Genomic DNA, 22,194 nt, shown 5'->3' on the forward strand with positions numbered 1-22,194 from the left:
ACCCCCTATCCTGGACACAGTTCATGCGTTACGGGGAGGGCTAATGACGGGTTGGCAGGGGAGCGGTTACAACGGTCCCAACCCAGGTGGGGGCGCCGGTAGGTCGTCCGACGAAGAAGAGACGGCGATTCACCAGACCAAGCCACCGGCCGCGCCGGGGTGGCCAGGGCAGACGCCGCCACCGTTGAGCCAGCCTCCGGTGAGTCAGCCGCAGACACCGGCATGGGGCCAGCCGGCCGCGCCGCAGACCGGTGGCTGGGGCCAGGCGCCGAGCGCGCCAGGTGCCGCGCCGCAGGGGTGGGGGACCCCACCGGCGGCGCCCGGAGCTGGACAAGGATGGCCGGGTGCGCCCGCAGCGCCCGGTGGCTACGGCGCCCAGCCGTTCGCCACCCCGCCCAAGAAGAACAAGGTGCCGCTGATCATCGCGGCCATCGTGGTGGTGCTCGTCGTCGTGGGTGGCGGCATCTACTACGTCTACGACTCGTTCGGCTCGGGTGGCAGCGGCGAATCGAGCTCGGCCAGCGAAGTGGTCAAGGGCTACCTGGAAGCGCTGTCGAACGGTAACGCCGAGGCCGCGCTGTCCTTCAGCAGCGACCAGCCGGCCTCGAAGGAGTTCCTCTCCAGCGACGTGCTGAAGAAGCAGATCGCCGAATGGCCGATCAGCGAGATCCGCATCCTGAACGAAGACAAGACCATGGAATCCATCGGGCGCGGCGATGTCCATGTGGCGGCCAAGTTCGGTGACAAGAACTCCGACGCCACGATCAACGTGAAGAAGGAAGGCGGCAAGTGGCAGCTGGCCCATGCCGCCATCAAGCTCGATCTGTCAACGTTGAGCAGCTCCAACAACGCCGCAGAAAAGACGATGACGGTGTTCGGCAAGGAGATCAGCGACGAATCCGCGATCTACGTGTTCCCGGGCTTCCTGGAGCTCGGCAGCACCAGCCCGTACGTGTCGGTCACCAACACGAAGCCGTTGCTGCTCGACGCCATCGGAGGATATTCGTCGAGCTCCTACCTGCAGCCGAAGTTCGCGCTCAACGACTCCGGCACCAAGACCATCACCAAGCTGCTCGACGCGGCGTACGGCAGCTGCTCGTCGTCGCGCTCGCTGGTCCCGCCGTCACCGTGCCCCGTGAAGATCAGCGACCGCGAACTGGTCGACGGCACCGTGACGTGGAGTCAGCCCGACATGAGCGCCGTCAAACTCGGTGATCTGGACGAATACCGGATGGAGGTCCGGATCAGCGGTGAGGTGCACTACCAGGTCAGCGGCCAGGGCCGCCGCGGCGGAACCACCAGTGGCACGGTGACCTCGTACGTCACCGGAACCAGCGCCGACGTCAGCGGCGAGCAGGTGAAGCTCAAGTTCAACTGAGCTTGGCGTCGACGAACTCGCTGCCCACGTCCGGCACCTCGCCGGCGATCTCGGGCTTGTAGCGGGCGGTGACCTCGGCGGAGGTCTCGAACCTGGTCTGCCAGCCGTGGCGGGTCAGCCACTCGGCGATGTCTTCGCGCGGTTCGATGTAGAACAGGTCGCTGACGTCGAAGATCGGCTTGCCGCTGCGGGCCGCTTCGGCGCGGACCGCGTCCATCCGCTCCTCCCGGATGCGCTGCTTGGCCGCGCTGAAGTACTCCGGGCCGAACCCTTCGACCGCGACCCGGCTGCCGGGTGCACTGAGCTCATGGAGGCGGTCGAACAGCAGGTCCTGGGCTTCGGCGGGCAAGTAGGGCAGTAGCCCTTCGGCGAGCCAGGCCGTCGGCTGAGTGGGGTCGAAACCGCTCTGCCGCAATGCTTCCGGCCAGTCCTGGCGCAAGTCGATCGGTACGCCGACGTGCCGGGCGACCGGCTCGACCCCATGGGCAGCCAGGGTTTCCTCCTTGAACGCCAACACCTTCGGCTGGTCGATCTCGAAAACCACGGTGCCGTCCGGCCACGGGAGCCGCCAGGCGCGCGCATCCAATCCGGCGGCCAGGATGACCACTTGCCGGATGCCATCGGCGCCGGCCGAGGCGAAGTACTCGTCGAACCACTTGGTGCGGGACGGCACGTACGCCATCAGCATGCGCATGCGGCCGGCCTGCGCCGGACCGGGGTCGGCCGCGGTGAACGGTGACGACCAGCCCCGTGCGATCGCGGCGTCGACGAAGATCCGGGCACAGGGATCGTCGAACAACGGGCGCTCCGAACCGGATTCGGCGGCCCGGGCTGCCGCCACGCCCAGGGCGGTGGCGCCCACGCTCTCGGTGATGTCCCAGGAGTCGTCGTCAGTTCGCGCCATGGTCTTCCAATTCGTCGCGGATCAGTAGGTCGTCGCGGAAACTCTGCTCACGGTAGGCCAGTTGGCCGACTCGGTTGGCCACTACCGGCGCGGTGATCAGGGTGAACAACCCGGCCAGGATCAGCATGCCCACGTCGGCGTGCCCGCGCAGCCGCAGCGCGGCGCCGGTCAGCACCAGCAGCAGTCCCAGCACCTGAGGTTTGGAGGCGGCGTGCATCCGCGTCAAGGTGTCCGGGAAGCGCACCACGCCGATCGCGGCGGTCAGCGCCAGTGCCGAACCGCAGAGCACCAAAGTGCCTGAGACAACGTCGAAGAGATTCATCGTGGCGGCTCGGCTTCAGTGTTGGTATCGGTATCGCGGACGCGGAACCGGGCCACGCTGACCGAGCCGACGAAGGTGATCAGGGCCAGTGCCGTCAAGCTGTAGGTCGCCGTGGTGTCGAGGCTGTAGGCCGCCCAGGTGCCGATGCCGCACATGGTGACGGCGACGAACGTGTCCAGCGCGACCAGCCGGTCGAGGGTGCCGGGACCGGCCAGCAGCCGGAACACGGTGATGGCCGCGGCGGTGACGAGCATGACCGCGGCGATGATCCAAATGGTGTTCATGCGGGGTCCGCTTCCACTGGCTGCCAATGGGATTCACGTTCGAACGAGGCGATCATCAACCGCTCCACTTCGGCGATCTGGCGGTAGAACTGCTGTACCGCACGTTCGGACCCGACGTCGAGGACGTGGACGTAGATGAACCGCCGGGCCTGATCGATCTCCAGCACGATCGAGCCGGGGATGAGGTTGATGACGTTGACCGCGAGCGCCAGCACCAGATCCGACTTGAGCTCGAGCCGGGCCCGCAGCACCGCGGTCAGCGGAGGCGGACCGGGCCTGATCGCCAGCCAGGCCACCTGGACCGACGACAGCACCAGATAATAGGCGACCTTGAGGGCCAACCACGCCAGTGACAGCGGGTGCAGCCGGCCGGCCACCGGAACCTGCGGCAACGGCAACAACACGGTGATCAGTAGGCCCACGGCGAGGCCGCCCAGGACGTTGGCGACGGAGACGTTGCCCCACAACAGAATCCACACGGCCATCAGCCAGACCAGGATGCCGGCGCGCGGTAACCACTGCCTCATGGCGTCAACACCACCGAGACGTACTGGCCGCGGTCGGCGACCTGGTCGGCAGCGCGTTCGGCGAACCCGAAGATTGGCCCGGCGAACACCGTGAGGGCCAGCCCCACCACGATCAGGACCGCGGTCGGAGCCAGCATCCCGACAGGCATCCGGCCGACGTCCGCCCGATCGTCGACGGCCACGTCCGCCGTCGGCACCAACAGCCCGGCCGGCGCCCCCGTCACCAGGCTTTCGGGCGCGTCGGCGCGGGCGCGCCAGAACGCGAGCGTCCACACCCGCGCCATCACGTACAGCGTCAGCAGGCTGGTGATGACGGACCCGGCGACCAGCGCCCAGGCCAGGACCGACGCGCTCGTCGCGCCGGCCTGCAGCAACGCCACCTTGCCGATGAACCCCGAGAACGGCGGGATACCACCGAGATTCAGTGCGGGGATGATGAACACGAAGGCCAGCAGCGGGCTGGCCGCCGCCAGTCCGCCGAGGCGCTGCAGCGTCGACGCGCCGGCCTGCCGCTCGATCAGTCCCACCACCAGGAACAGCGTGGTCTGCACGACGATGTGGTGCGCGACGTAGTAGATGGCGCCGGCCATGCCGACCCGGTTGGACACGGCGATGCCGAACACCAGGTAGCCGATGTGGCTGACCAGGGTGAAGGACAGTAGCCGCTTGATATCGCTCTGGGCCATGGCGCCGAAGATGCCGATCAACATGGTCAGCAGCGCCGCGACCATCAATACGTTGTCCAGTGCGCCGCCCGGGAACAGCAGGGTGTGGGCCCGAATGATCGCGTACACACCGACTTTGGTGAGCAGGCCGGCGAACACCGCGGTGACCGGCGCCGGGGCGGTGGGGTAGGAGTCGGGCAGCCACGCCGACAGCGGGAACACCGCCGCCTTGATGCCGAACGCCACCAGCAGCACCGCGAACAGCGCCGCCCGGGTGCCCGGCGTGATGCCGTCCAATCGGTTCGCCAACTCGGCCAGGTTGAGGGTGCCGGTGGCCGCGTAGATCAGCGCGATGCCGATCAGGAAGATCACCGACGACACCATGGACACCATGACGTAGCCGATACCGGCGCGCACCCGCTCCTCGCTGGCGCCGACGGTCAGCAGTACGAAGCTCGCGGCCAGCAGGACCTCGAAGCCGACGAACAGGTTGAACAGGTCGCCGGCGAGGAACGCGATACACACGCCCGCCGACAGCACCAGGTAGGTCGGCAGGAAGATCGACACCGGCTGCTCGTCGCCGCCGTCGCGGATACCCTGCCCGATGGCGTACCAGACCACCGCCAGCAGCACGATCGCGGACACCACCAGCATCAGGGCCGAAAGCCGGTCCACGACAAGGACAACCCCGAGCGGTCCCATCCCGGGTTCGGTCTGGCCCCAGCCGCCGACGTGGACCGCGACGGTGCCGCAGTGGTCGACGACGTAGACCAGGGCCGCGCAGACCGCCGTCATCGCGGTGAGCGCCACGAGCGCGATGATCTGCTGCAACCGGGGACGGCGTCCCGCGAACAACGTCGCGGCGGCGCCGAGGATCGGGATGAGAACAGGAAGCGGCGCCAGCACCGCGCCCGTCGTCACGCCGGCTCCGATTCGGTTGGCAGCGCGTCGAGTTCGGCGGGTGCGTCGGTGTCGGTGACGACGGCCGGCTCGCCGCGGTCTTCCTCGACCGCCGGGGCGTCGGTGGACGACAGCTCCACCAAGCGGCTGTCCTCGGGGTCGTTGCCCACCTCTTCGACGGTGGTCAGGCGGTAGGCCCGGTAGATCAGCGCCAGCACGAACGCGGCGACGCCCATGGTGATGACGATGGAGGTCAGGACCATGCCCTGCGCCAGCGGATCGGCGGTCCCGGTCTGGCCGTGACTGGTACGGCCGCGCACCGGCGGATTGCCGGACTCGCCACCCATCACCAGGATCAGCAGGTTCACCGCGTTGCCGATCAGCAACAGGCCCAACAGCATTCGGGTCAGGTTGCGCTCCAGCAGCAAGTACACACCGGTGCCGGTGAGGCCGCCGATGAGCACCAGGGGAACGAGATAGGTCGTCATCGGGTGGCCACCTCACGTGGTGCGTACAACTCTTCGTCGACTTTGGCGCCCAGGCTGCGCAGGATGTCCAGCACCAGGCCGACGACGATGAGGTACACGCCGAGGTCGAAGAACAGCGCCGTCACCACCTTCACCGAACCCAGCAGGGGCAGCGTGAATTTCACCACCGCGCTGGACAGGACGGGCGCACCCAGCAGCAGCGAGGCCGTCGCGGTGCCGGCGGACAGGGTCAGGCCGGCGCCCAGCACCTTGCCTGCGTCCAGCGGCAGCGTCTCGCCCAATTCGTAACGGCCCCCGGCCAGGTACCGCAGCACCAACGCCAGGCCGGCCGTCAGGCCACCGGCGAAACCGCCGCCGGGAGTGTTGTGCCCGGCGAAGAAGAAGTACACCGACAGCACCATGATCAGCGGGAAGATCATGCGTGTCGCGACCTCGAGGACCAGGGAACGGTGCCGTGGATCGCGCAGATCGCTGCCGCGCAGCCAGGTGGTGTCGGGCGTCGACGGATGGTCTTTGGGGACCCGGGGCGCCGATCCGAAACGCCTGTGCCGGAACACCATTGACGCCACGCCGGTCGCGGCGACCAGCAGCACCGAGATTTCGCCGAGCGTGTCCCAGGCCCGGATGTCCACCAGCAGCACGTTGACGGTGTTCGCACCGTGCCCGCGGTAGTAGGCCGCGTCGGGTAGCAGTTCGGCCAGCGGCCGGGTGTTGCGTGCGGCCATGGCGTAGACCGCCAGCGCGGTGACCGACGAGCCGACCGCCGTGGCCAGCAGCGCGCGGGGGAGCCGGTGCCGCTTCATGTGGGTGGCGTCGGACTCGGCGGGCAGGGTGCGCAGCACCAGCAGGAAGACCACCAAAGTCAGTGTCTCGACCAGGAATTGGGTGAGTGCCAGATCGGGCGCCCCGTAGAAGATGTAGAGCGTGCCGCAGCCGTAGCCGGTGACACCGACCACCAGCACCGCCGCCAGCCGGTTGCGCATCACCGTCGCACTGATCGCCGCTGCCAGCACGATGAGGCCGACGACCACCTGGATCGGCGAGTTCCACCACCGCAGCTCGGGGTGGTCGCGCTCGCCCAGGAGCAGCACCGCGATGGGCAGCACGGCGAGGGTGGACAGGATCATGGCCTGGGTCGTCGGAATCGATCCGCGCTGGGTCAGTGCCGTCAGCCGCACGGCGAACCGGTCCGCGCCCCGGATCGCCGCGTCGTACATCCGGTCGGCGTTGCCGAGCGGGAGATAGGGCACCCGGAACCGTTCCAGCCGGTGCCGCAAGCCGAATGCCGCCGCGCCGGTGGCGACGATCGCGGCGGACAACGCCAGCGGGAAGTTGACACCGTGCCACAGCGCCAGGTGATACCCGGAGCTGCCCGGCATGGTCGCCGTGTAGTCGGCGATGGCGTGGTCCAGCGCGTTCGGCAGCAGTCCGAATCCGAGACCGGCGACCGCCAAGATGCCCGGCGGCAGCAGGAAACCGAGGCTGGGGCGGTGCATCTCCGCGACGCGAATCGTCGGATTCGGCAAGCCTTTTCGGGCGAACGCCCCGTACAGGAACCGCAGGCTGTAGATCATGGTGAACACCGAGCCGAACGCCACGGTGGCCAGCACGAACGGGGCCGACGCGCCCAACGTCGGGCTGTGCCACAGGGTTTCGAAGTCGGCTTCCTTCGCGACGAAGCCGAGGAACGGTGGCAGCCCGGCCATGCTCGCGGCAGCGGCGACGGCGATGCCCAACAGCACGGGGCTGCGCCGGCCGAGCCAGGCCAGTTTCCGGATGTCACGGGTGCCGGTGGCGTGGTCGATGATGCCGACCACCATGAACAGCGCGGCCTTGAACATGGCGTGCGCGCACAGCATGGCCAGCCCGGCCAGCATCAGATCTCCGCCGCCGGCCCCGACCATCACCGTGATCAAACCGAGCTGGCTCACCGTGCCGAACGCCAGGATCAGTTTGAGGTCGTACTCGCGGACGGCGCGCCAACCGGCCAGCAGCAGCGTCGCCAGCCCCAGTGCCACCACCGTCGGCCGCCACGGCTGGTGATCGGCGAAACCGGGCGTCATGCGGGCGATCAGGTACACGCCTGCTTTCACCATGGCCGCTGCGTGCAGGTAGGCGCTGACGGGCGTCGGTGCCGCCATGGCGCCCGGCAGCCAAAAATGCATCGGCACGATGGCCGACTTGGACAGCGCACCGATCAGCACCAGCACGACGGCCACCGACGAGGTGGTACCGGTCGGCGCGTTGGCGACGAGGCCGGACAGCCGGTAGGTGCCGGCGAGCGTGCCCAGCATGATGATGCCGGTCAGCATGGCCAGACCGCCGGCCGTGGTGACCAGCAGCGCCTGGGTCGCGGCGCGCCGGCTGGTGGCGCGTTCGGCGTAGTGGCCGACGAGCAGGAACGACAGCACGGTCGTCAGCTCCCAGAACAGGTACAGCAGCAGCGTGTTGTCGCTGCACACCAGTCCGAACATGGCGCCGGAGAACGCGACGAGCTCGGCGGCGAAGCTGGGCAACCGATTCTCGGTGTGCCCGTCGGCGTGGTGGAAGTACTCGGCGCAGTACAGCAGCACGAGGGTGCCGACGCCCAGCACCAGCACGGACATGATCGCCGCCAGCGAATCCAGGCGCAGCGTGATGTCCATGTACAGCTGCGGCACCCAGTCGATGTGCAGCGTCTGCTCGCCCGTGCCGGGCCAGTTCAGGGTCAGCCAGACCAGCGAGCCGGCGGGCGCCAGGGCAAGGGGATAGAACGCCTGCCGTCCCCAGCGCCGTACCAACAGCGGAGCGAGCACAGTGGCGATAGCGTGCACGTACAGAACGGTGAGCATGGGCCTCCGGCAGGTGTCGGGGACGGTCCGCGGCCAGCTTACGGGGCGCCCACCAGTGCCGTGGTCTGGCGGTTCTCGCAGGCCACAGGCCCGCTACCGGGTGCACACTGCACCGACTCCTACACTTTTCACTTATGGTGACGAACGCGACGGGGCGCCGATGAGTCTTCCGGGAATCGGATCGGTGTCGTTGTCGGGCTTCGCCCACCCCTGGTTGCTCCTGACCGCACTGCTGCCCATCGCGTTGGTGGCGGTATATCTGGCGGCACAGCGCAACCGTGCCAGCCGACTCCGCAGTTATGCCGGAGACCAGCCGCGCACCGATGTGGTGCCGCTGCAGCCGACGCGCTGGCGGCACGTGCCGATGGTGTTCTCGGTGGCTGCGCTGCTGTCCCTGACCGTCGCGCTGGCGGCCCCCACCCACGAGATCAAGACTCCGCGCAACCGTGCGGTGATCATGCTGGTGATGGATGTCTCACGATCCATGACCGCGGACGACGTCTCGCCGACGCGGTTGGCGGCGGCCAAGGATGCCGCCAAGCAGTTCGCGAAGAAACTGACCCCCGGCGTGAACCTGGGGCTGGTCACCTTCTCCGGTAACACCAACCTGCTGGTGTCGCCGACACCGGACCACCAGGCGACCATCACTGCCCTCGATCACCTGTCCGTGGACGACGGCACCGCGACCGGCGACGGCATCTTCGCGGCCCTGCGTGCGATCTCGACGCTGTCCGACGTGCTCGGTGGCAGCGGTAACACCGACAAACCGCCGAAACGCATCGTGTTGCTGTCCGACGGCGCGGAGAACCGGCCGGGCAACCCGGACAGCCCGCACGGCGCGTACACCGCGGCGCGGACCTCGAAGGAGTCGGACACCCCGATCTCGACGATCGCGTTCGGGACCAAGGGCGGCAAGATCAAGGTCGACGACCAGAGCGTCAACGTTCCGGTCAACGACACCACGATGAAGCGGGTCGCCGAGCTGTCCGGCGGGCAGATGTACACGGCGGCGAAGATCGAGGACCTGAACAAGAGCTACGACGCCATCCAGCAGCAGATCGGCTACGAGATCATCCGCGGGCCCGGTGGGACAGCGTGGCTGCGGCTGGGTGTCTTCGCTCTGACCTGCGCGGTGATCTCCGCGCTGTTCATCAACCGGCGGTTGCCGACTTAGGGTTGAATATGACTTGTGGACAACGAAATTCGAGTCGTCAGCGCAAGTCGTGACATCGCCGCCCCAGCGGCGCGGATCTTCGAACTGATCGCCGATCCCGCCCAGCAGCCGCGCTGGGACGGCAACGACAACCTGGCGGAGGCGCCCGCCGGCCAACGCGTCCACGCGGTGGGCGACGTGTTCGTCATGGGTCTGACCCTCGGCGCCAACCGGGAGAACCACGTCGTGGAATTCGTCGAGGGGCGGCGCATCGCGTGGAAGCCGTCCGAACCCGGACTGCCGCAGCCGGGGCACCTGTGGCGGTGGGAGCTCGAGCCCATCGACGACGGGCACACCCGCGTCACTCATACCTACGACTGGACCGCATTGACCGACGAGAAGCGGCTGAACCGGGCCAGGCGGACGTCTGCCGACTGGCTGCAGGCGTCATTGGCCCGGCTCGCGGCGCTGGCCGAAGGGCAGTGACCACTGCGTGGGGGTGATGGTCCCCTTGCCGCCACAACTCCCTCACCAGCTACGGCGCGGTTCCCGTCAACACGTCAATTGTGTATTGCGTCAACGGTTTTAGCGCCGGTGCAGCGCCGCGATGACGGTTGCTTCAGCCGCTCCCTCCGCGAGTTCCAGGTGACGGTTGGTCACCTCGGCGCCCGCGGCGAGCAGCAAGTCGATGATCTCGATGACTTCGGCGCGTCGAATTTGCGGCGTCCGGCGTGCATCGTCGCCCATTGGGACAGCAGGGCGTCGAGTCCAGGCCCAGGTGCAGCACCGGCGGCGATGAGTGCCGCGACCGTTCTCGGCATCAACCGCAGTGCGGCGCGGCCGATCGGCCGCACGCCGTCCGCAGCCATCGCGTCGACGTCACCTCCGGCGTCCGTCAGGCAATGCACCACAGCCGGAAAGGTGTCGTCAAAGCGGTAGTCGGTTGCGTGCATCGGTGTGGCGCCCTCGGAGTCGACGACGTCGGGGTCGGTGCCGCTGCGGAGCGCAACCGTCAACGCGTCGACCACGCACCAGGCCGCCATCCGGTGCAGGATCGTGGTGAACCTGTCGCCGCGGGCCGACACTGCAATGCGCCGGCCTGGATCGGCGCCCGCGGCGAGGAGATCCAGCGCAGCGTGCGGGCGTGCACCACCCAGTGAATACCAGAGCGGGGACGCGCCACAGTGATCGAGCGGGTCCGGGTCCATGCCAATGTCGAGCAAGACGTGCACCGGCCGGACACCGAACCCGCCGTGCGCCGCGATGAACAACTCGAGCACATCGACAGGCAGCGGCGCGGTCCACGCCACGTGTGAGACGCCGAGGGCCGTGGCCACCTGAAGCGCCCCTTCCCGGCGGCCCGGGGGCAACTGATACCAGGGCCAAGGGCCCTCCCCGCAGGCGAGGAAGTCCGCGACGCTCAGGTGCTCCTGGCCGACGATGTGTCGGCCGTAGTCGTCGTAGTCCGTCGCGAATATCAGGTCGTCGCCGTCGCGGTAGACCACCACTTCGGTGCGGTCTTCGTGGTAGCGGGTCAGCTCTCGCATCACGCCAGGTCTTGCCAAGCGCACTCATCAGGGCCGGCCGGCTCGGCGATGAATCGGTCGAGTTCGGAATGGCCGCGATAGCCGTCGGCGACGACGTGACAGTCTTCGCCGTAGTGCAGCCAGAGCCGTCGCAAAGAGTCGGAGGGCATCCCGGGTGTGCGCAGTTCCTCTACCGAGGCGCGGGTCCGGCGCCGCGCAAATTCGCGGGCCTGCTCGAGGGTCGCGAATCCGGAGACCTCACGGGGATCGTCTGGTTCTCCTGTGCGTGCCATGTCGAAAACCAGGACGCGCCATTCGGGAGGCTGAACCCGCCCGAATCCTGGATCGGCGAACGACCGGCAGCGCCCGGGCGGGTCGACCGACGGCGCCGGCCCGGACCGTTGGTCGGGAGGGTTTGTCACGGTGTCACGTCTCTCCTGCTGGCGCTCCGGGATGGTGAATAGTGTCGACAGCCCGGTTGGATTCCGATTGGACCTAGCGCGGCGGAGCCGTGCTCGAGCCGGTGACGATGGTCCCAACCCGCTTCCAAATCGCAGGCCATATCGTCGCGTGATGATCTGTGCCCGCACTGCATTTGAGCTGGCTGGACCGGGCGAATGAGCAAATGGGAGACGCAACGACAACGGCGGTCGTTCGTCATCGTCGCCCTACTGGTGCTGGTTCCACTCGCGAGTTGCGGTCCGGTCGTGCTGGGCTGGTGGCTCGGTGGCCGCAGCGGTGCGGTGGTCGGAGTTGGTGTCGGCGTGGTCGTCGCGGTGGCGGTGCTGGTCTTCACCTGGATTGGTTATGCGCTGTTGCTCGGTGGCGACGGTACTGCGGCCGACGACGACCGGCGGTGGCTGCGCTCGCGCCGGCCGGGACCGAAACCGGTGCCGGTGTTCGAGCTCCAGGGCTGGTACGTGTTCGATGACGGTAGCCATTCGGCCACTGTGACCAGCCGGGTCGAGGCGGCAACCCGGCCGTCCCGCGCCGAGGCCGAAGCGATCTTGACCGCTGCCGCCGAATCCGCACAGCGGCAGTTCCGGGGCGAGGTGTGTGCGTTCCACTTCGTGGCGATCGAGGTCGATGGCCGGCCGGTCTGACCTGGACAGTCAAATCGGGACGGTCGGCGAACTCTGTGGCGACCGACGGTCCACGGAATGTTTGCCAGAACGCCCAGGTGTCCCGGTTATGGGCTAGATGTCCCGACACTGAATCATCCTGATCGGTATGCTGTGGGAAGCGAATCGGGATTACGATCGCGATGCCCGTTTCTTCGTAGCTAAGGCTGTCGGGGCGAACGGAATGGACAAAAGGAGAACCGGTATGACCACCGTTCGTAACTCGACCCGCAAGAAGATGGTGGCCGGCCTCGCCGTGACCGCCGGACTCGCGATGGGCCTGCTCGCCTCCTGTGGCGAGAAGGCGAAGGAAGAGCCGACCACCACGACCACCACCACCACCACCACGACGTCGGCACCGGCCTCGTCATCGCCGGTGACCCCGAGCGAGAAGGGCGGGCCCACCAAGGGTGGCAACTCGTTCTCCCCGTCGGTCAAGGCTCCGGGACCGCAGACCGCGTTGCCGGGCAACGTCGTCACCGCTCCGCACTAGAACGGGAGCCCCATCCCAGTAGGTCGCCGATGCGCCGTACGGCGCATCGGCGCAGTACTGGTAGCAGCCGGGCTGACGGCGCTGGCGTCCGCGGGCCCGCCTGCTGAGCGGGGTGGACAGCTGGCACTGTCGGGCCCACTGGCGCATCTGCTGACGGCCTCGGTCGATCTGGGGCCGTCAGCTGCAGCGCACGTCGAACTCACCGCTGCGCTGACGCGTGCCACCCGGCCCGACGGGCTGATCGAATGGGCAAGGGACGCAGGGCTTTCGGTGCAGTGGCGCCCTGGCGACAACTGGGCCACCGTCGAAGGCACGGCGCGCGCCATGGCCGGAGCGCTGGGCGTCGACGTCCGCGACTACCGCGGGCGCCGCGGGCAGACCTTCTATGCGGCGACCAGCCAACCGGAGTTGCCGCCGTCGTTGGCCGCCGAGCTCACCGGATTCGGCAGGCTTCTCGGCTTCACGCCGTTCCGGGAGTCGCGGCCGCTGATCGTGTCCCGCGACGTTCCCGCAGGCGGACTGACCGCGCAGGATCTGCGCCGGGCCTACAACGTCATGCCGCTGACCGATCAGGGGTACACCGGCAAGGGCCGCACCATCGTCATCTTCGGTTTCGATGGCTTCGATCAATCTGATCTCGACAAGTTCGCCGAGCTGAATCAGCTGCCGCGCTTCACGCCCATCGTGGTGGGGGACATGCCGTCCGAGCGCACCGGCGAGACGACGATGGATCTCCAGATGGCCCACGCCATCGCCCCCGATGCCCAGACCGTCTACGTCAATGCCCGGCCGACCGTGTCCGGCGACGGCGCCTACCGCAAGATCGGCGAGATGATGGCCGACGCCGACCGGCGGTTCCCCGGCGCCGAGTGGAGCCTGTCGATCGGCTGGGGCTGCGACAAGATGCTGACCGCAGCCGATCTGGCGCCGGTGCGCTCGGCGCTGTCGCGGGCACACCGCAGCGGCACGACCGCCTTCGACGCGAGTGGCGACCTGGCCGGGCTGGAATGCAAAGGCGGGCAGGACTGGTCGGCACCGCCGAGCATCGACGACATCGGATTGGATTCGGTGGCCTCGGTGCCCGAGATGACGGCCGTCGGCGGCACCACACTGTCCACTGACGAACACGGCCAGTGGCTCGGTGAGCTGGCCTGGTTCGACGTGCCGCTGACCCATGGGAGTGGCGGCGGGACGTCCGCCCTCTTCGACCGTCCGGCGTGGCAGCGGGGTGTCCCGTCGGAACGCGGACGCAACAAGCGGCTCATCCCCGACGTCTCTGCGGTCGCGGACTTCTTCACCGGCGCCCGCATGGTGTTCGGCGGCGAAACAGTGCTCGCCGGCGGCACCTCGATGTCTGCGCCGGTCTGGGCCGGGATGGCTGCCGTGATCGACCAGTACCTGCTCGACCATGGCGGACGACTGCTCGGCGATCTGAATCAGCTGCTGTATCGGGTGCAGCGGGCCGGTCGGCTGTCGGCGCTGCACGACGTCACAGTCGGCGGCAACGCGGTGGCGATGGCTGGTCCCGGCTTCGACTCCGTCACCGGTCTGGGCACACCCGATGTCGACAGGCTGGCGCGCAGCCTGCTGGTAGCGCAGGGGACGTCCGGATGAGCCGCATCGGGTTGGTGAGTTCGCTCTTTCCGCAGCTTCCGGCGCGCACCCACCGGTCGTTCCAGATCGGACTGGCAGTCTTCTTCGTCGCGCTGGTCGGCGCGTCGGCGCTGCGGCTGCTCGGCCTGTTCATCTCCACTGTGGCCGTGGGGATTCCGCTGCTGTTCGCGCTCTACGTCCGGCAGCTCGATTACCACGGACCGGAGCGGGCTCGGGTGTTCGTCAGTGCGGGTCTGGGTATCGGATTCGGCGTCGCGTTCGCCTTCGGGTCCGGCGCGGTGGTTGCGCGCGCATACGGCGTCCCGCTCGAGAGTGGCGTTGCCGCAGTGCATCTGCGCACGGTGGAGGCCGGGCTCTCGGCGGTGGAGGCCCTGGTGGTGATCGCGCCCACCTTGCTCATCCGGCTGTTCAACTCAGGCGATCGAAAGTCGTTGTACGGCTATGTGATCGGTGCGACCGGCGCGCTGGGCGTGACGGCCGCGACAACCATGGTCCGGATGTTCGCCCAGCTGGATTCCGGGCTGGTCGACCATGACCAGCCATTGGCGGACTTCTTCATCGAGGCCGCGATTCGTGGCATCACCATCCCCATCACGGCAGCTGCCGCAGCCGGAATGCTCGGCGCCGCACTGTGGTTCCGGCCCCGCGGCCGGCGGGTCTGGTTGCGCGTGCTGCTGATCGCAATCGTTCCGGTGCTGGCACACGTGTGGCTCGGTGACGAGGACTCAGCAGGAATCTCGCAGTGGGCGAAGATGGCCTGGCACGTGGGGTTCACCCTGCTGGGGTTATTGCTGCTGCGGCTGGTCCTGCAATTGACGTCGCGGCACGAAGGCACCGACGACGCGGCGCCGAGAACAAGCACGATGACCACGCGACGGCTGGTGGCTACCTGGACCACAGTGATCATCGTGGTGGCCCTCGGGCTGGTCGGGACAGCCGCTGCCACAACGAAACCGGTCGCTCGTTACCAGTGTCCGCCGAACTGTGGTCACCCGCTGATGGGTAAGCCCGTGGTGACCAACCCCAGATTCACCGCACCCGACGGCGCCTTCAGCGTCTCCTATCCGGCACCGGGTACGGCGTACTCGGTGACCATGAACGACAACGGTGTGACGGCGCAGTACACCGGGGGCAGTGGCGGGGTCATGCGGCTCTGGGGTGAACCGGCACGGGGACGGGACGCCAAGGACATCACCACGACACTGCTCACGGATGCATTCCCGGATTCGCGGGTGGCCTACGAGCTGCCCAACACCTTGGTGGGCTACCAGCCCGGATACGGCGTTGCTGCCGACGACTGGCCGGACGGCCAGAACGTGGTCGCCTCACGGACCCGCATCCTGGTCATGGTGGCCGTGAAAGACGATCTGGCGCTCGTCGCCGCCGCAGCGGGGCCGTTCCAGGAATTCGGCCCCGGGTCCGGCCCGCCGACGGGGGCCAGCTTGGAGCTGGCCGCGGATATGGGCAAGTATGTCAACAGCTTTCAGTGGCGGGACGAACCGCCGCGCTGACCAACTCCCGCCCCGGTCGCTGGACCAGGTGATCGACCGGGACGAAACGGCTTGTGCGACGGCGGAAGTCGGCGGTGCTGCTTTGCCAGGCGTTGGTGTAGTTCTGTTGGGCGGTTGGTGTCGGTTCGACGGCGGCGAAGCCGAAGTCGCGGGCGTAGGTCACCGATGCGGCGATGTAGTTCGCCTGGGACTCCAGCACCTGCTCTACGGAGTTGTGCCGCACGCTGATGTTCGGGCCGAGCATCAAGTAGCAGTTCGGAAAACCATGGACGGACGTCCCCAGATAGGCGACGGGCTCACCGTTCCAACTTTCGGCCATGGAGACGCCGTCGGCGCCGAACAGCCGGTCGGTCAGCGGCAATTGGCGGGTCTCGGAGCCGGTGTCCTGGTTGTCGTCGGGAAAGTATTTGTCCGACAGGCTCGAGATCGCACGGAAGTGACGGGGCGTGATTCGTCGCGCGGTCCGGATCGCCGGCTCGGCCGGAGCGTCGGTATCGACGACGACGTGGGCCGCCGTCCGCTCGCCGGTGGCGGTCGTGATGTGCCAGCGCTGCCGAACCGCCTGCCAGTGCAATGCGGCCACTTCGTCGTCGGCGTGGTCGATCAGCGTGACGTCGGCGATGCCGGACTGGTGCAGCCGGACGGCTGCCGCGAGGGCGCCGACGCCGGTGCCGATGATCGCGACGTGGTTGTGGGGGATCGGCTGGTTCATCGGTGGTCCTTCAAAGCAATGGGGGAGTTCAGGTCGGACGGCTGAGTGGGCAGCCATTTGCGGTAGCGCGCAAGGGCTTTGCGCTGAACTTGCTGGTCCACGATGAGGGCACACAGCGGGTACGTGCGCCCCGTCGGTTCGGCACCGCGGGTGATCTGCCGCATCTGGTAGCGCACCAGCGCCATGCTCGCCGCCGAGGCCAGTGTCTTGTCGGACCACGTCACCGGCTTCAGGTGCGCGACAGCTTCGTCGCCGTGGCTCCAGCGGTTGGGCAGGTCCGGCGTGACGGCAATGGCGGTGCCCATGCCGACGATGTCGATGCCGTTGGCCAGCACCGTGTTCGCGGTGTCCTGGCGGGTGATGCCGCCGGTGAGCATCAGCGGGATGCGGCTGGTCTTGGCGAGTTCTGCGGCCAGCTCGAGGAAGTACGCCTCGCGGGCCGCGGTGCGGTTGTCCGTCGGGCGGCCGGTCATGGCCGGGCTCTCGTAGCTGCCGCCGGACAGTTCGACCACGTCGACACCGAGCGGTTCGAGCATCGCGATGACGCGCACGGCGTCGTCGGCGTCGAAGCCGCCGCGCTGGAAGTCGGCGGAGTTCAGCTTGACGGCGACCACGAACTCCGGGCTCACTGCCAGCCGAATCTGCCGCACGATCTCCAGCAGCAGGCGGGCGCGGTTCTCCAGCGAGCCGCCCCATTCGTCGGTGCGGGTGTTGACCAACGGCGACAGGAACTGCGACAGCAGATAGCCGTGCGCGGCGTGCACCTCGACGCCGTCGAAGCCGGCCTCTTCGGCACGGGCCGCAGTGGTGACGAAACGCTGGATGGTGGCGCTGATCTGCTGCTGCGTCATCGCGCTGGGCCGGCCGAACCGCTTGCTGTGCTTGCCCATATCCACCGCGACGTCCGACGGGCCCCAGACCACGCCGGGCATGTTGGCGTTGACCTGGCGACCCGGGTGGCTGATCTGCATCCACATCTTCGCGCCGCCCTGCTTGCCGGCTTTGGCCCAGTCCTTGAAGGGCGCCAGCGGCGAGTTCGCGTCGAGGACGACGCCGCCCGGTCCGGTGAGCGCCTCGGCGTGGACCATGACATTGCCGGTGATCAGGACGCCCGCGCCACCCGTGCCCCAGCGGCGGTACAGCGCGATGAGCCGATCGTCGGGAGCCTGTCCGGCTCCGGCCAGCCCTTCCTCCATCGCGGCTTTGGCGATGCGGTTTCGGAGCGTCTGACCGGATGCGAGGGTGAAGGGGGTGAAGAGTGTGGGAGACATCGGCTGCCTTCGGGTCGGTATGATGTAAACGCTGCTCACATTTATATGGGGCAATGTAAACAGTGTCAACATTTGTGAGGCAGGACTCATGACGCCGTCGAAAGCGACGTACCACCACGGCGATCTGCGGACCGCGCTGGTGCACTCGGCGCTCGCGCTGCTCGAGGAGGGGGGCGCCGCGGCGCTGTCGATGCGCGCTGTCGCCCGCCACGCCGGGGTCACCGCCGCTGCCCCCTACCGGCACTACCAGGACCGCGACGCCCTCATGTCAGCCGTGGCGGCCGTCGGCTATCGCGAGCTGGCTCAGGACCTGGTCGCGGTCAGCCCGTCCCCGTCGACGACGGACGAGATCGCCAACGTCGCCATCGCCTACGTCCAGTTCGCGCTCCGGCGTCCCGCCCTGTTCCGCGCCATGTTCACCGAGCAAGGCGACGCAGGCAGTCCCGAGCGCGCCGAGGCGGTTACGGCGATTTCCACCTACCTCCGGGCCAATATCGCCCGGGTGTTTGCGGACGCGGATGCCGACGCATTGAGCGACGCCGTCTGGGCCTTGGTGCACGGCCTGGCGTTCCTGTTCCTGGACGGCAAGTTCGACAGCGCGGATACCGGTGAGCTGGAACGCCGCGTCCGCGCCGCGATCCATGCGGTCCTGAACCTGGCCGAGTAGTGGGCGGCAATCGCCTACCGGCTCTCGGCGAACTCCCGAAGTGATTGCACCTGAGCGGGATCCAGCGACGGCCGCACGGTATCCCGAGCTTTGGCGACGTCGTCCGCGGTGACGGCGGCCGCGTCGATGGACCGGCGCATCGCGGTCAGTGCGGCCTCGCGCAGCAGGGCTACGCAATCAGCGGCGCTGTAGCCGTCGAGGTCGCCGGCCAATTCGCCGAGGTCGACGTCGGGCGCCAGCGGAATGGATTTGCCTGCGGTACGCAGGATTTCGCGACGGGCGTCGGCATCGGGCGGCTCGACGAACACCAGCTTCTCCAGCCGGCCCGGGCGTAGCAACGCGGGGTCGATGAGGTCCGGCCGGTTGGTGGCGCCCACCACCACGACGTTGCGCAGGGGATTGATGCCGTCGAGTTCGGTGAGCAGTGAGGCCACCACGCGATCGGTGACGCCCGAATCGAAGCTCTGCCCGCGCCGCGGCGCCAGCGCGTCCATCTCGTCGAGGAACACCAGCGACGGCGCGGAATCGCGTGCGCGCTGGAACAATTCGCGCACGGCGCGCTCGGAGGAGCCCACCCACTTGTCCATCAGCTCGGCACCCTTGACGGAGTGCACCGACAACCGGCCGGAGCTGGCCAGGGCACGCACCAGGAATGTCTTGCCGCAGCCGGGTGGCCCGTAGAGCAGCACGCCGCGTGGCGGTTCCACGCCGAGCCGCTCGAAGGTGTCCGGGTGCTGCAGCGGCCACAGCACTGCTTCTGTCAGCGCCTGCTTGGTGGCCACCATGTCGCCGACGTCGTCGAGGGTCACCGACCCGACGGCGACCTCCTCGGTCGCCGACCGCGACAGCGGCCGGATCACCGACAGTGCGCCGGTCAGATCGTCCTGGGTCAATGCCGGTTCGGCGCCGTCGGAGCTGGCGCGGGCAGCCGCTCGCAGCGCGGCTTCCCGCACCAGCGCGGCCAGGTCGGCGACGACGAATCCCGGTGTGCGCTCGGCGATCTCGTCGAGGTTCAGCTCCTTGGCGGGCACCGACCGTAGCAGCACTTCCAGCAGGGCCTTGCGGGTGGCGCCGTCGGGCAGGGTCAGCCCGAGTTCGCGGTCGCAGAGGTCGGGGGCGCGCAGCCGGGCGTCCACGCCGTCGGGCACGGCGGACGTCGCGATGAACGCCACACCCCGGCTGGCGACGGCCTTGCGCAGCTCGGTCAGGATCAGCGTGGCCACGGGCTCGGCGACCGCCGGCAGCAGGGCGTCGACGTCGGTGATCAGCAGAACACCGCCGCCATCGCGGACAGAACTCACCGCAGCGGCGACCGCGGCCAATCGGTCCTCGGCCCGCAAGGCCCCGACCTCCGGACCGTCGAGTTCGACCAGGCGACGCGTGCGGCACACCGCGCGCACCAGCGTGGCTTTGCCGACGCCCGCGGGTCCGGACACCACCACGCCGAGATTGGCTGTGGCGCCCAATGTTTCGAGTAACTCGGGCTCGTCCAGAGCCAGCTTGAGCCACTCCGTCAGCCGGGTCACCTGGGCCGACATGCCTTTCAGATCGTCGATCGAAAGAGCTTGGACTTCAACGGTTTCCGCCGGGGAGATCACGGGCTGCGTGGCCGCGGTGACGACGGTTACGTCACCCCAGGAGACCACCGAATTCGGTTGCACGCTGACCGGGCCGGCGGGGTCCACGCCCGTGACGGTGAGCAGCTCCGAGGTCCAGGTGATGCCGACCTGGGTGGCCAGCGCGGAGGTGGCCGCAGACGTCGAGGTGCCCGGACCCAGGTCCCGCGGCAGCAGCGAGACCGTGTCGCCGATCGTCATCACCTTGCCCAGCAACGCCATTCGCAGGGTCGCGGGCGATATCGAGCCACTGGCCAGCCGCGAACCGCTGACGGTCACCGACCGGGCGCCGTACACCGTCGCCGGGGACACCAGCACCGGGGCGTCGGCCCGCACGCCGGCATTGGACAGGGTCACGTCGTCGAGCAGCGCGGTGCCAGGGGGAGTCCCGGTGGCGGCCACGCCGACCACCGCGCAGGTGGTGCGGGTACCGGTCAGCGACACCGCGTCCCACTCGCGGATGCCCAGGGCGGCAATCGCTTCGGGGTGCAGCATCACCACGCCGCGACGGGCGTCGAGTGCCGAGGTGTTGAGTCGGGCGGTGAGCTGAAGCTGCGCGCCGGTCGGGTCGGAAGCAGGCTGCAGGGCCTGTGTCATCGCCGCGGACCCGGCCTACGCAACCGGAGCCGGGCAGTGGAGCGGCGGTGCTGGCGGTCGGTGCGCCGCGGCTGCGCACGGCGGATGGCCCGGCGCGCCTGCCGCTGCTCCTTGGGTTTGTCGTCCCACACCTCGGGGTGCTCGCGCAGCCACGCCTTGGTGCGGATGGCGAACGGGATGTGCAGCACGTATGCCACGATGATCACCAGGATGACGATGTAGCCGTACATCACCGAGGCAGCGACCAGGATCGCGAGCAAGGCCAACAGCGGCAGCACCATGTTCGGCGGGATGGCGAAGGTGTGCACCTTGCGCATCGGCACGGTGCTCACCACCAGCAGCGAGACGCCGATCAGCCAGACGCAGATGAACACCTGACCCCAGTGCGAATCCCACCACGGGCCGGGGAACTGCATCTTGGCCGCCAGCGGACCGATGGCGCCGATCGCGCCGGCCGGGGCCGGCATGCCGGTGAAGAACTCCTTCTCGAACGCCGGGCCCTCCACGTCGAGCATGGCGTTGAACCGCGCCAGCCGCAGCACGATGCACACCGCGTACAGCAGCACCACGATCCACGCCAGCGGCGAGGTGTTGTGCTCCAGCAGGGTGGCGTACACGATGAACGCCGGTGCCACACCGAAGTTCACCGCGTCGGCCAGTGAGTCGATCTCGGCGCCCATCTTCGACGTGGCGTTGAGCATGCGGGCCGCGCGCCCGTCGAGCGCGTCGAGGATCGCGGCACCCGCCAGCAGCGCCATGGCCTCGGTCGGACGGTGATCGAGGGCGTACTTGACCGCCGTCAGACCCAGGCAGATGGCAGCGACGGTCAGGGCGCTGGGGACCAGCTTCCGCAGGCTTACCTGCGGAGTCTTGATCCGGGGTTTCATGCCGGCGACCCGCTCGGCAGTTCCGCCAGCACGGTCTCGCCGCCGACCGCGCGCTGCCCGACCTCGACGCCGATCACCGACCCCTTGGGCAGGTAGGTGTCCAGGCGCGAGCCGAAGCGGATCAGGCCGTACGTCTCACCCAGCGCCAGGTGCGCACCCGGGTGGGTGTTGCACACGATCCGGCGGGCCACCAGACCGGCGAGCTGCACCGCGACGACGTCGTGGCCGTCGGCGGTTCGCAGCCAGATGCTGTTGCGCTCGTTGTTCTCGCTGGCCTCGGCCTTGTCGGCGGACAGGAACTGGCCAGGCTTGTACTTGACGGTGATGACCTCGCCGGCCACCGGCGCGCGCTGAACGTGCGCGTCGAACACCGACAGGAAGATGCTGATCCGGGGCAGCGGCTCGTCCGAGAGGTTCAGCTCGGCGGGCGGCACGGCCTCGTCGATCAGCGTCACCTGACCGTCGGCCGGGGCGACGACGACGCCGGGCCGGCTCGGTGGTGTCCGCGACGGATGCCGGAAGAACCCGGCGCATGCGGCGGCCGCGGTCAAGCCGGCCACCCGGAGCCACGGCGTGCGGGCACCGAGCGCGGCGACGCCGAGGGCACCGCCGACGAACGGCAGCCCGGCCGGGTGGATCGGGGGAACGGTCGAGCGGACCAGATCGACCAAACGAGACAGTTCGGAATCTGGAGTGTCAGCTGGGGGGCGCGCAGGTCTGGCCATCG

The 22,194-nt window shown here is 68.5% G+C and carries 22 protein-coding genes; 8 read left to right on the forward strand and 14 right to left on the reverse strand.

Annotated features, from left to right (window positions below):
• Positions 1-199 precede the first annotated feature (199 nt).
• A complete protein-coding gene (locus A7G45_RS11040) occupies positions 200-1,378 on the forward strand; it encodes a hypothetical protein (RefSeq protein ID WP_260936794.1) in 1,179 nt (392 codons plus the stop codon).
• Here A7G45_RS11040 and A7G45_RS11045 read toward each other — a convergent pair.
• From A7G45_RS11045 to A7G45_RS11075, 7 genes are read right to left on the reverse strand one after another with little or no spacing between them, the layout of a single operon-like run.
• Positions 1,371-2,282, reverse strand: a complete 912-nt coding sequence (locus tag A7G45_RS11045; RefSeq protein ID WP_260936795.1) for a class I SAM-dependent methyltransferase — start codon at positions 2,280-2,282, stop codon at positions 1,371-1,373. The genes A7G45_RS11040 and A7G45_RS11045 overlap by 8 nt on opposite strands.
• Positions 2,269-2,604: a monovalent cation/H(+) antiporter subunit G gene (gene mnhG / locus A7G45_RS11050; RefSeq protein ID WP_043401176.1), complete on the reverse strand. Its 336-nt coding sequence runs from the start codon at positions 2,602-2,604 to the stop codon at positions 2,269-2,271. The genes A7G45_RS11045 and mnhG overlap by 14 nt, the downstream gene beginning before the upstream one ends.
• Complete coding sequence (locus A7G45_RS11055) at positions 2,601-2,888, reverse strand: monovalent cation/H+ antiporter complex subunit F (protein ID WP_260936798.1); 288 nt, start codon at positions 2,886-2,888, stop codon at positions 2,601-2,603. The genes mnhG and A7G45_RS11055 overlap by 4 nt, the downstream gene beginning before the upstream one ends.
• Positions 2,885-3,415, reverse strand: coding sequence for a Na+/H+ antiporter subunit E (locus A7G45_RS11060; protein ID WP_260936800.1), 531 nt, complete (start codon positions 3,413-3,415; stop codon positions 2,885-2,887). The genes A7G45_RS11055 and A7G45_RS11060 overlap by 4 nt, the downstream gene beginning before the upstream one ends.
• A complete protein-coding gene (locus A7G45_RS11065; protein ID WP_260936802.1) occupies positions 3,412-5,001 on the reverse strand; it encodes a Na+/H+ antiporter subunit D in 1,590 nt (529 codons plus the stop codon). Before A7G45_RS11065 ends, A7G45_RS11060 begins: the two co-directional genes overlap by 4 nt.
• The gene (locus A7G45_RS11070; RefSeq protein WP_043401188.1) at positions 4,998-5,468 is read right to left on the reverse strand and encodes a Na(+)/H(+) antiporter subunit C; all 471 of its coding nucleotides are present in this window, start codon (positions 5,466-5,468) and stop codon (positions 4,998-5,000) included. The genes A7G45_RS11065 and A7G45_RS11070 overlap by 4 nt, the downstream gene beginning before the upstream one ends.
• Positions 5,465-8,299, reverse strand: coding sequence for a Na+/H+ antiporter subunit A (locus A7G45_RS11075; protein WP_260936804.1), 2,835 nt, complete (start codon positions 8,297-8,299; stop codon positions 5,465-5,467). Before A7G45_RS11075 ends, A7G45_RS11070 begins: the two co-directional genes overlap by 4 nt.
• Positions 8,300-8,459: 160 nt before the next feature.
• On the opposite strand from A7G45_RS11075, the gene A7G45_RS11080 reads away from it, so the two are divergent.
• Together A7G45_RS11080 and A7G45_RS11085 are read left to right on the forward strand one after the other, a co-directional pair.
• Positions 8,460-9,473 (forward strand): VWA domain-containing protein, encoded by a 1,014-nt coding sequence (locus A7G45_RS11080; protein WP_260936806.1) that lies wholly within the window; start codon positions 8,460-8,462, stop codon positions 9,471-9,473.
• 15 nt (positions 9,474-9,488) lie between these two features.
• Positions 9,489-9,938 carry an SRPBCC family protein gene (locus A7G45_RS11085; protein ID WP_260936808.1) on the forward strand — a complete coding sequence of 150 codons (450 nt, stop codon included), beginning with the start codon at positions 9,489-9,491 and terminating at the stop codon, positions 9,936-9,938.
• Positions 9,939-10,108: 170 nt separating this feature from the next.
• On the opposite strand, the gene A7G45_RS11090 is transcribed toward A7G45_RS11085, so the two are convergent.
• On the reverse strand, positions 10,109-11,017 hold the full coding sequence (locus tag A7G45_RS11090) for an ankyrin repeat domain-containing protein (protein WP_260936810.1): 909 nt from the start codon (positions 11,015-11,017) through the stop codon (positions 10,109-10,111).
• Positions 10,999-11,400 (reverse strand): hypothetical protein, encoded by a 402-nt coding sequence (locus A7G45_RS11095; protein WP_260936812.1) that lies wholly within the window; start codon positions 11,398-11,400, stop codon positions 10,999-11,001. The genes A7G45_RS11090 and A7G45_RS11095 overlap by 19 nt, the downstream gene beginning before the upstream one ends.
• A gap of 195 nt (positions 11,401-11,595) precedes the next feature.
• Between A7G45_RS11095 and A7G45_RS11100 the strand changes: the two genes are divergently transcribed.
• The 4 genes from A7G45_RS11100 (at position 11,596) to A7G45_RS11115 (ending at position 15,717) form a co-directional block, all read left to right on the forward strand.
• Positions 11,596-12,081: a hypothetical protein gene (locus tag A7G45_RS11100; protein ID WP_260936813.1), complete on the forward strand. Its 486-nt coding sequence runs from the start codon at positions 11,596-11,598 to the stop codon at positions 12,079-12,081.
• 223 nt (positions 12,082-12,304) lie between these two features.
• The gene (locus A7G45_RS11105; protein WP_260936815.1) at positions 12,305-12,592 is read left to right on the forward strand and encodes a hypothetical protein; all 288 of its coding nucleotides are present in this window, start codon (positions 12,305-12,307) and stop codon (positions 12,590-12,592) included.
• A gap of 45 nt (positions 12,593-12,637) precedes the next feature.
• Entirely contained in the window at positions 12,638-14,206 is a 1,569-nt protein-coding gene (locus A7G45_RS11110) for a S53 family peptidase (protein WP_377042054.1), read from the forward strand.
• Entirely contained in the window at positions 14,203-15,717 is a 1,515-nt protein-coding gene (locus A7G45_RS11115; protein WP_260936817.1) for a zinc ribbon domain-containing protein, read from the forward strand. The genes A7G45_RS11110 and A7G45_RS11115 overlap by 4 nt, the downstream gene beginning before the upstream one ends.
• Here the strand turns inward: A7G45_RS11115 and A7G45_RS11120 are convergent.
• Positions 15,680-16,429, reverse strand: a complete 750-nt coding sequence (locus tag A7G45_RS11120) for an NAD(P)-binding protein (RefSeq protein WP_260936819.1) — start codon at positions 16,427-16,429, stop codon at positions 15,680-15,682. The two genes, A7G45_RS11115 and A7G45_RS11120, sit on opposite strands and share 38 nt — an antisense overlap.
• Positions 16,426-17,700 (reverse strand): NADH:flavin oxidoreductase/NADH oxidase family protein, encoded by a 1,275-nt coding sequence (locus A7G45_RS11125; protein ID WP_260936821.1) that lies wholly within the window; start codon positions 17,698-17,700, stop codon positions 16,426-16,428. The genes A7G45_RS11120 and A7G45_RS11125 overlap by 4 nt, the downstream gene beginning before the upstream one ends.
• An 88-nt stretch (positions 17,701-17,788) precedes the next feature.
• Here A7G45_RS11125 and A7G45_RS11130 point away from each other — a divergent pair, with 88 nt between their 5' ends.
• Positions 17,789-18,367, forward strand: coding sequence for a TetR/AcrR family transcriptional regulator (locus tag A7G45_RS11130; RefSeq protein WP_260936823.1), 579 nt, complete (start codon positions 17,789-17,791; stop codon positions 18,365-18,367).
• Positions 18,368-18,381: 14 nt separating this feature from the next.
• Here A7G45_RS11130 and A7G45_RS11135 read toward each other — a convergent pair whose 3' ends face one another.
• From A7G45_RS11135 to A7G45_RS11145, 3 genes are read right to left on the reverse strand one after another with little or no spacing between them, the layout of a single operon-like run.
• Entirely contained in the window at positions 18,382-20,580 is a 2,199-nt protein-coding gene (locus A7G45_RS11135; RefSeq protein WP_260936825.1) for an AAA family ATPase, read from the reverse strand.
• The gene (gene pssA, locus A7G45_RS11140) at positions 20,577-21,467 is read right to left on the reverse strand and encodes a CDP-diacylglycerol--serine O-phosphatidyltransferase (RefSeq protein WP_043401210.1); all 891 of its coding nucleotides are present in this window, start codon (positions 21,465-21,467) and stop codon (positions 20,577-20,579) included. Before pssA ends, A7G45_RS11135 begins: the two co-directional genes overlap by 4 nt.
• Positions 21,464-22,192: a phosphatidylserine decarboxylase gene (locus A7G45_RS11145; RefSeq protein ID WP_260936828.1), complete on the reverse strand. Its 729-nt coding sequence runs from the start codon at positions 22,190-22,192 to the stop codon at positions 21,464-21,466. Before A7G45_RS11145 ends, pssA begins: the two co-directional genes overlap by 4 nt.
• Positions 22,193-22,194 lie beyond the last annotated feature (2 nt).

The organism is Mycolicibacterium llatzerense, assembly GCF_025331195.1.
In the GTDB taxonomy this organism is placed as follows: Bacteria; Actinomycetota; Actinomycetes; order Mycobacteriales; family Mycobacteriaceae; genus Mycobacterium; species Mycobacterium llatzerense.

Coding starts and splice junctions, on each gene's coding strand:
- A7G45_RS11045 (WP_260936795.1), bottom strand. CDS start 2,282: ATGGCGCGAACTGACGACGACTCCTGGGACATCACCGAGAGCGTGGGC.
- mnhG (WP_043401176.1), bottom strand. CDS start 2,604: ATGAATCTCTTCGACGTTGTCTCAGGCACTTTGGTGCTCTGCGGTTCG.
- A7G45_RS11055 (WP_260936798.1), bottom strand. CDS start 2,888: ATGAACACCATTTGGATCATCGCCGCGGTCATGCTCGTCACCGCCGCG.
- A7G45_RS11060 (WP_260936800.1), bottom strand. CDS start 3,415: ATGAGGCAGTGGTTACCGCGCGCCGGCATCCTGGTCTGGCTGATGGCC.
- A7G45_RS11070 (WP_043401188.1), bottom strand. CDS start 5,468: ATGACGACCTATCTCGTTCCCCTGGTGCTCATCGGCGGCCTCACCGGC.
- A7G45_RS11075 (WP_260936804.1), bottom strand. CDS start 8,299: ATGCTCACCGTTCTGTACGTGCACGCTATCGCCACTGTGCTCGCTCCG.
- A7G45_RS11080 (WP_260936806.1), top strand. CDS start 8,460: ATGAGTCTTCCGGGAATCGGATCGGTGTCGTTGTCGGGCTTCGCCCAC.
- A7G45_RS11100 (WP_260936813.1), top strand. CDS start 11,596: ATGAGCAAATGGGAGACGCAACGACAACGGCGGTCGTTCGTCATCGTC.
- A7G45_RS11105 (WP_260936815.1), top strand. CDS start 12,305: ATGACCACCGTTCGTAACTCGACCCGCAAGAAGATGGTGGCCGGCCTC.
- A7G45_RS11115 (WP_260936817.1), top strand. CDS start 14,203: ATGAGCCGCATCGGGTTGGTGAGTTCGCTCTTTCCGCAGCTTCCGGCG.
- A7G45_RS11120 (WP_260936819.1), bottom strand. CDS start 16,429: ATGAACCAGCCGATCCCCCACAACCACGTCGCGATCATCGGCACCGGC.
- A7G45_RS11125 (WP_260936821.1), bottom strand. CDS start 17,700: ATGTCTCCCACACTCTTCACCCCCTTCACCCTCGCATCCGGTCAGACG.
- A7G45_RS11130 (WP_260936823.1), top strand. CDS start 17,789: ATGACGCCGTCGAAAGCGACGTACCACCACGGCGATCTGCGGACCGCG.
- A7G45_RS11135 (WP_260936825.1), bottom strand. CDS start 20,580: ATGACACAGGCCCTGCAGCCTGCTTCCGACCCGACCGGCGCGCAGCTT.
- pssA (WP_043401210.1), bottom strand. CDS start 21,467: ATGAAACCCCGGATCAAGACTCCGCAGGTAAGCCTGCGGAAGCTGGTC.
- A7G45_RS11145 (WP_260936828.1), bottom strand. CDS start 22,192: ATGGCCAGACCTGCGCGCCCCCCAGCTGACACTCCAGATTCCGAACTG.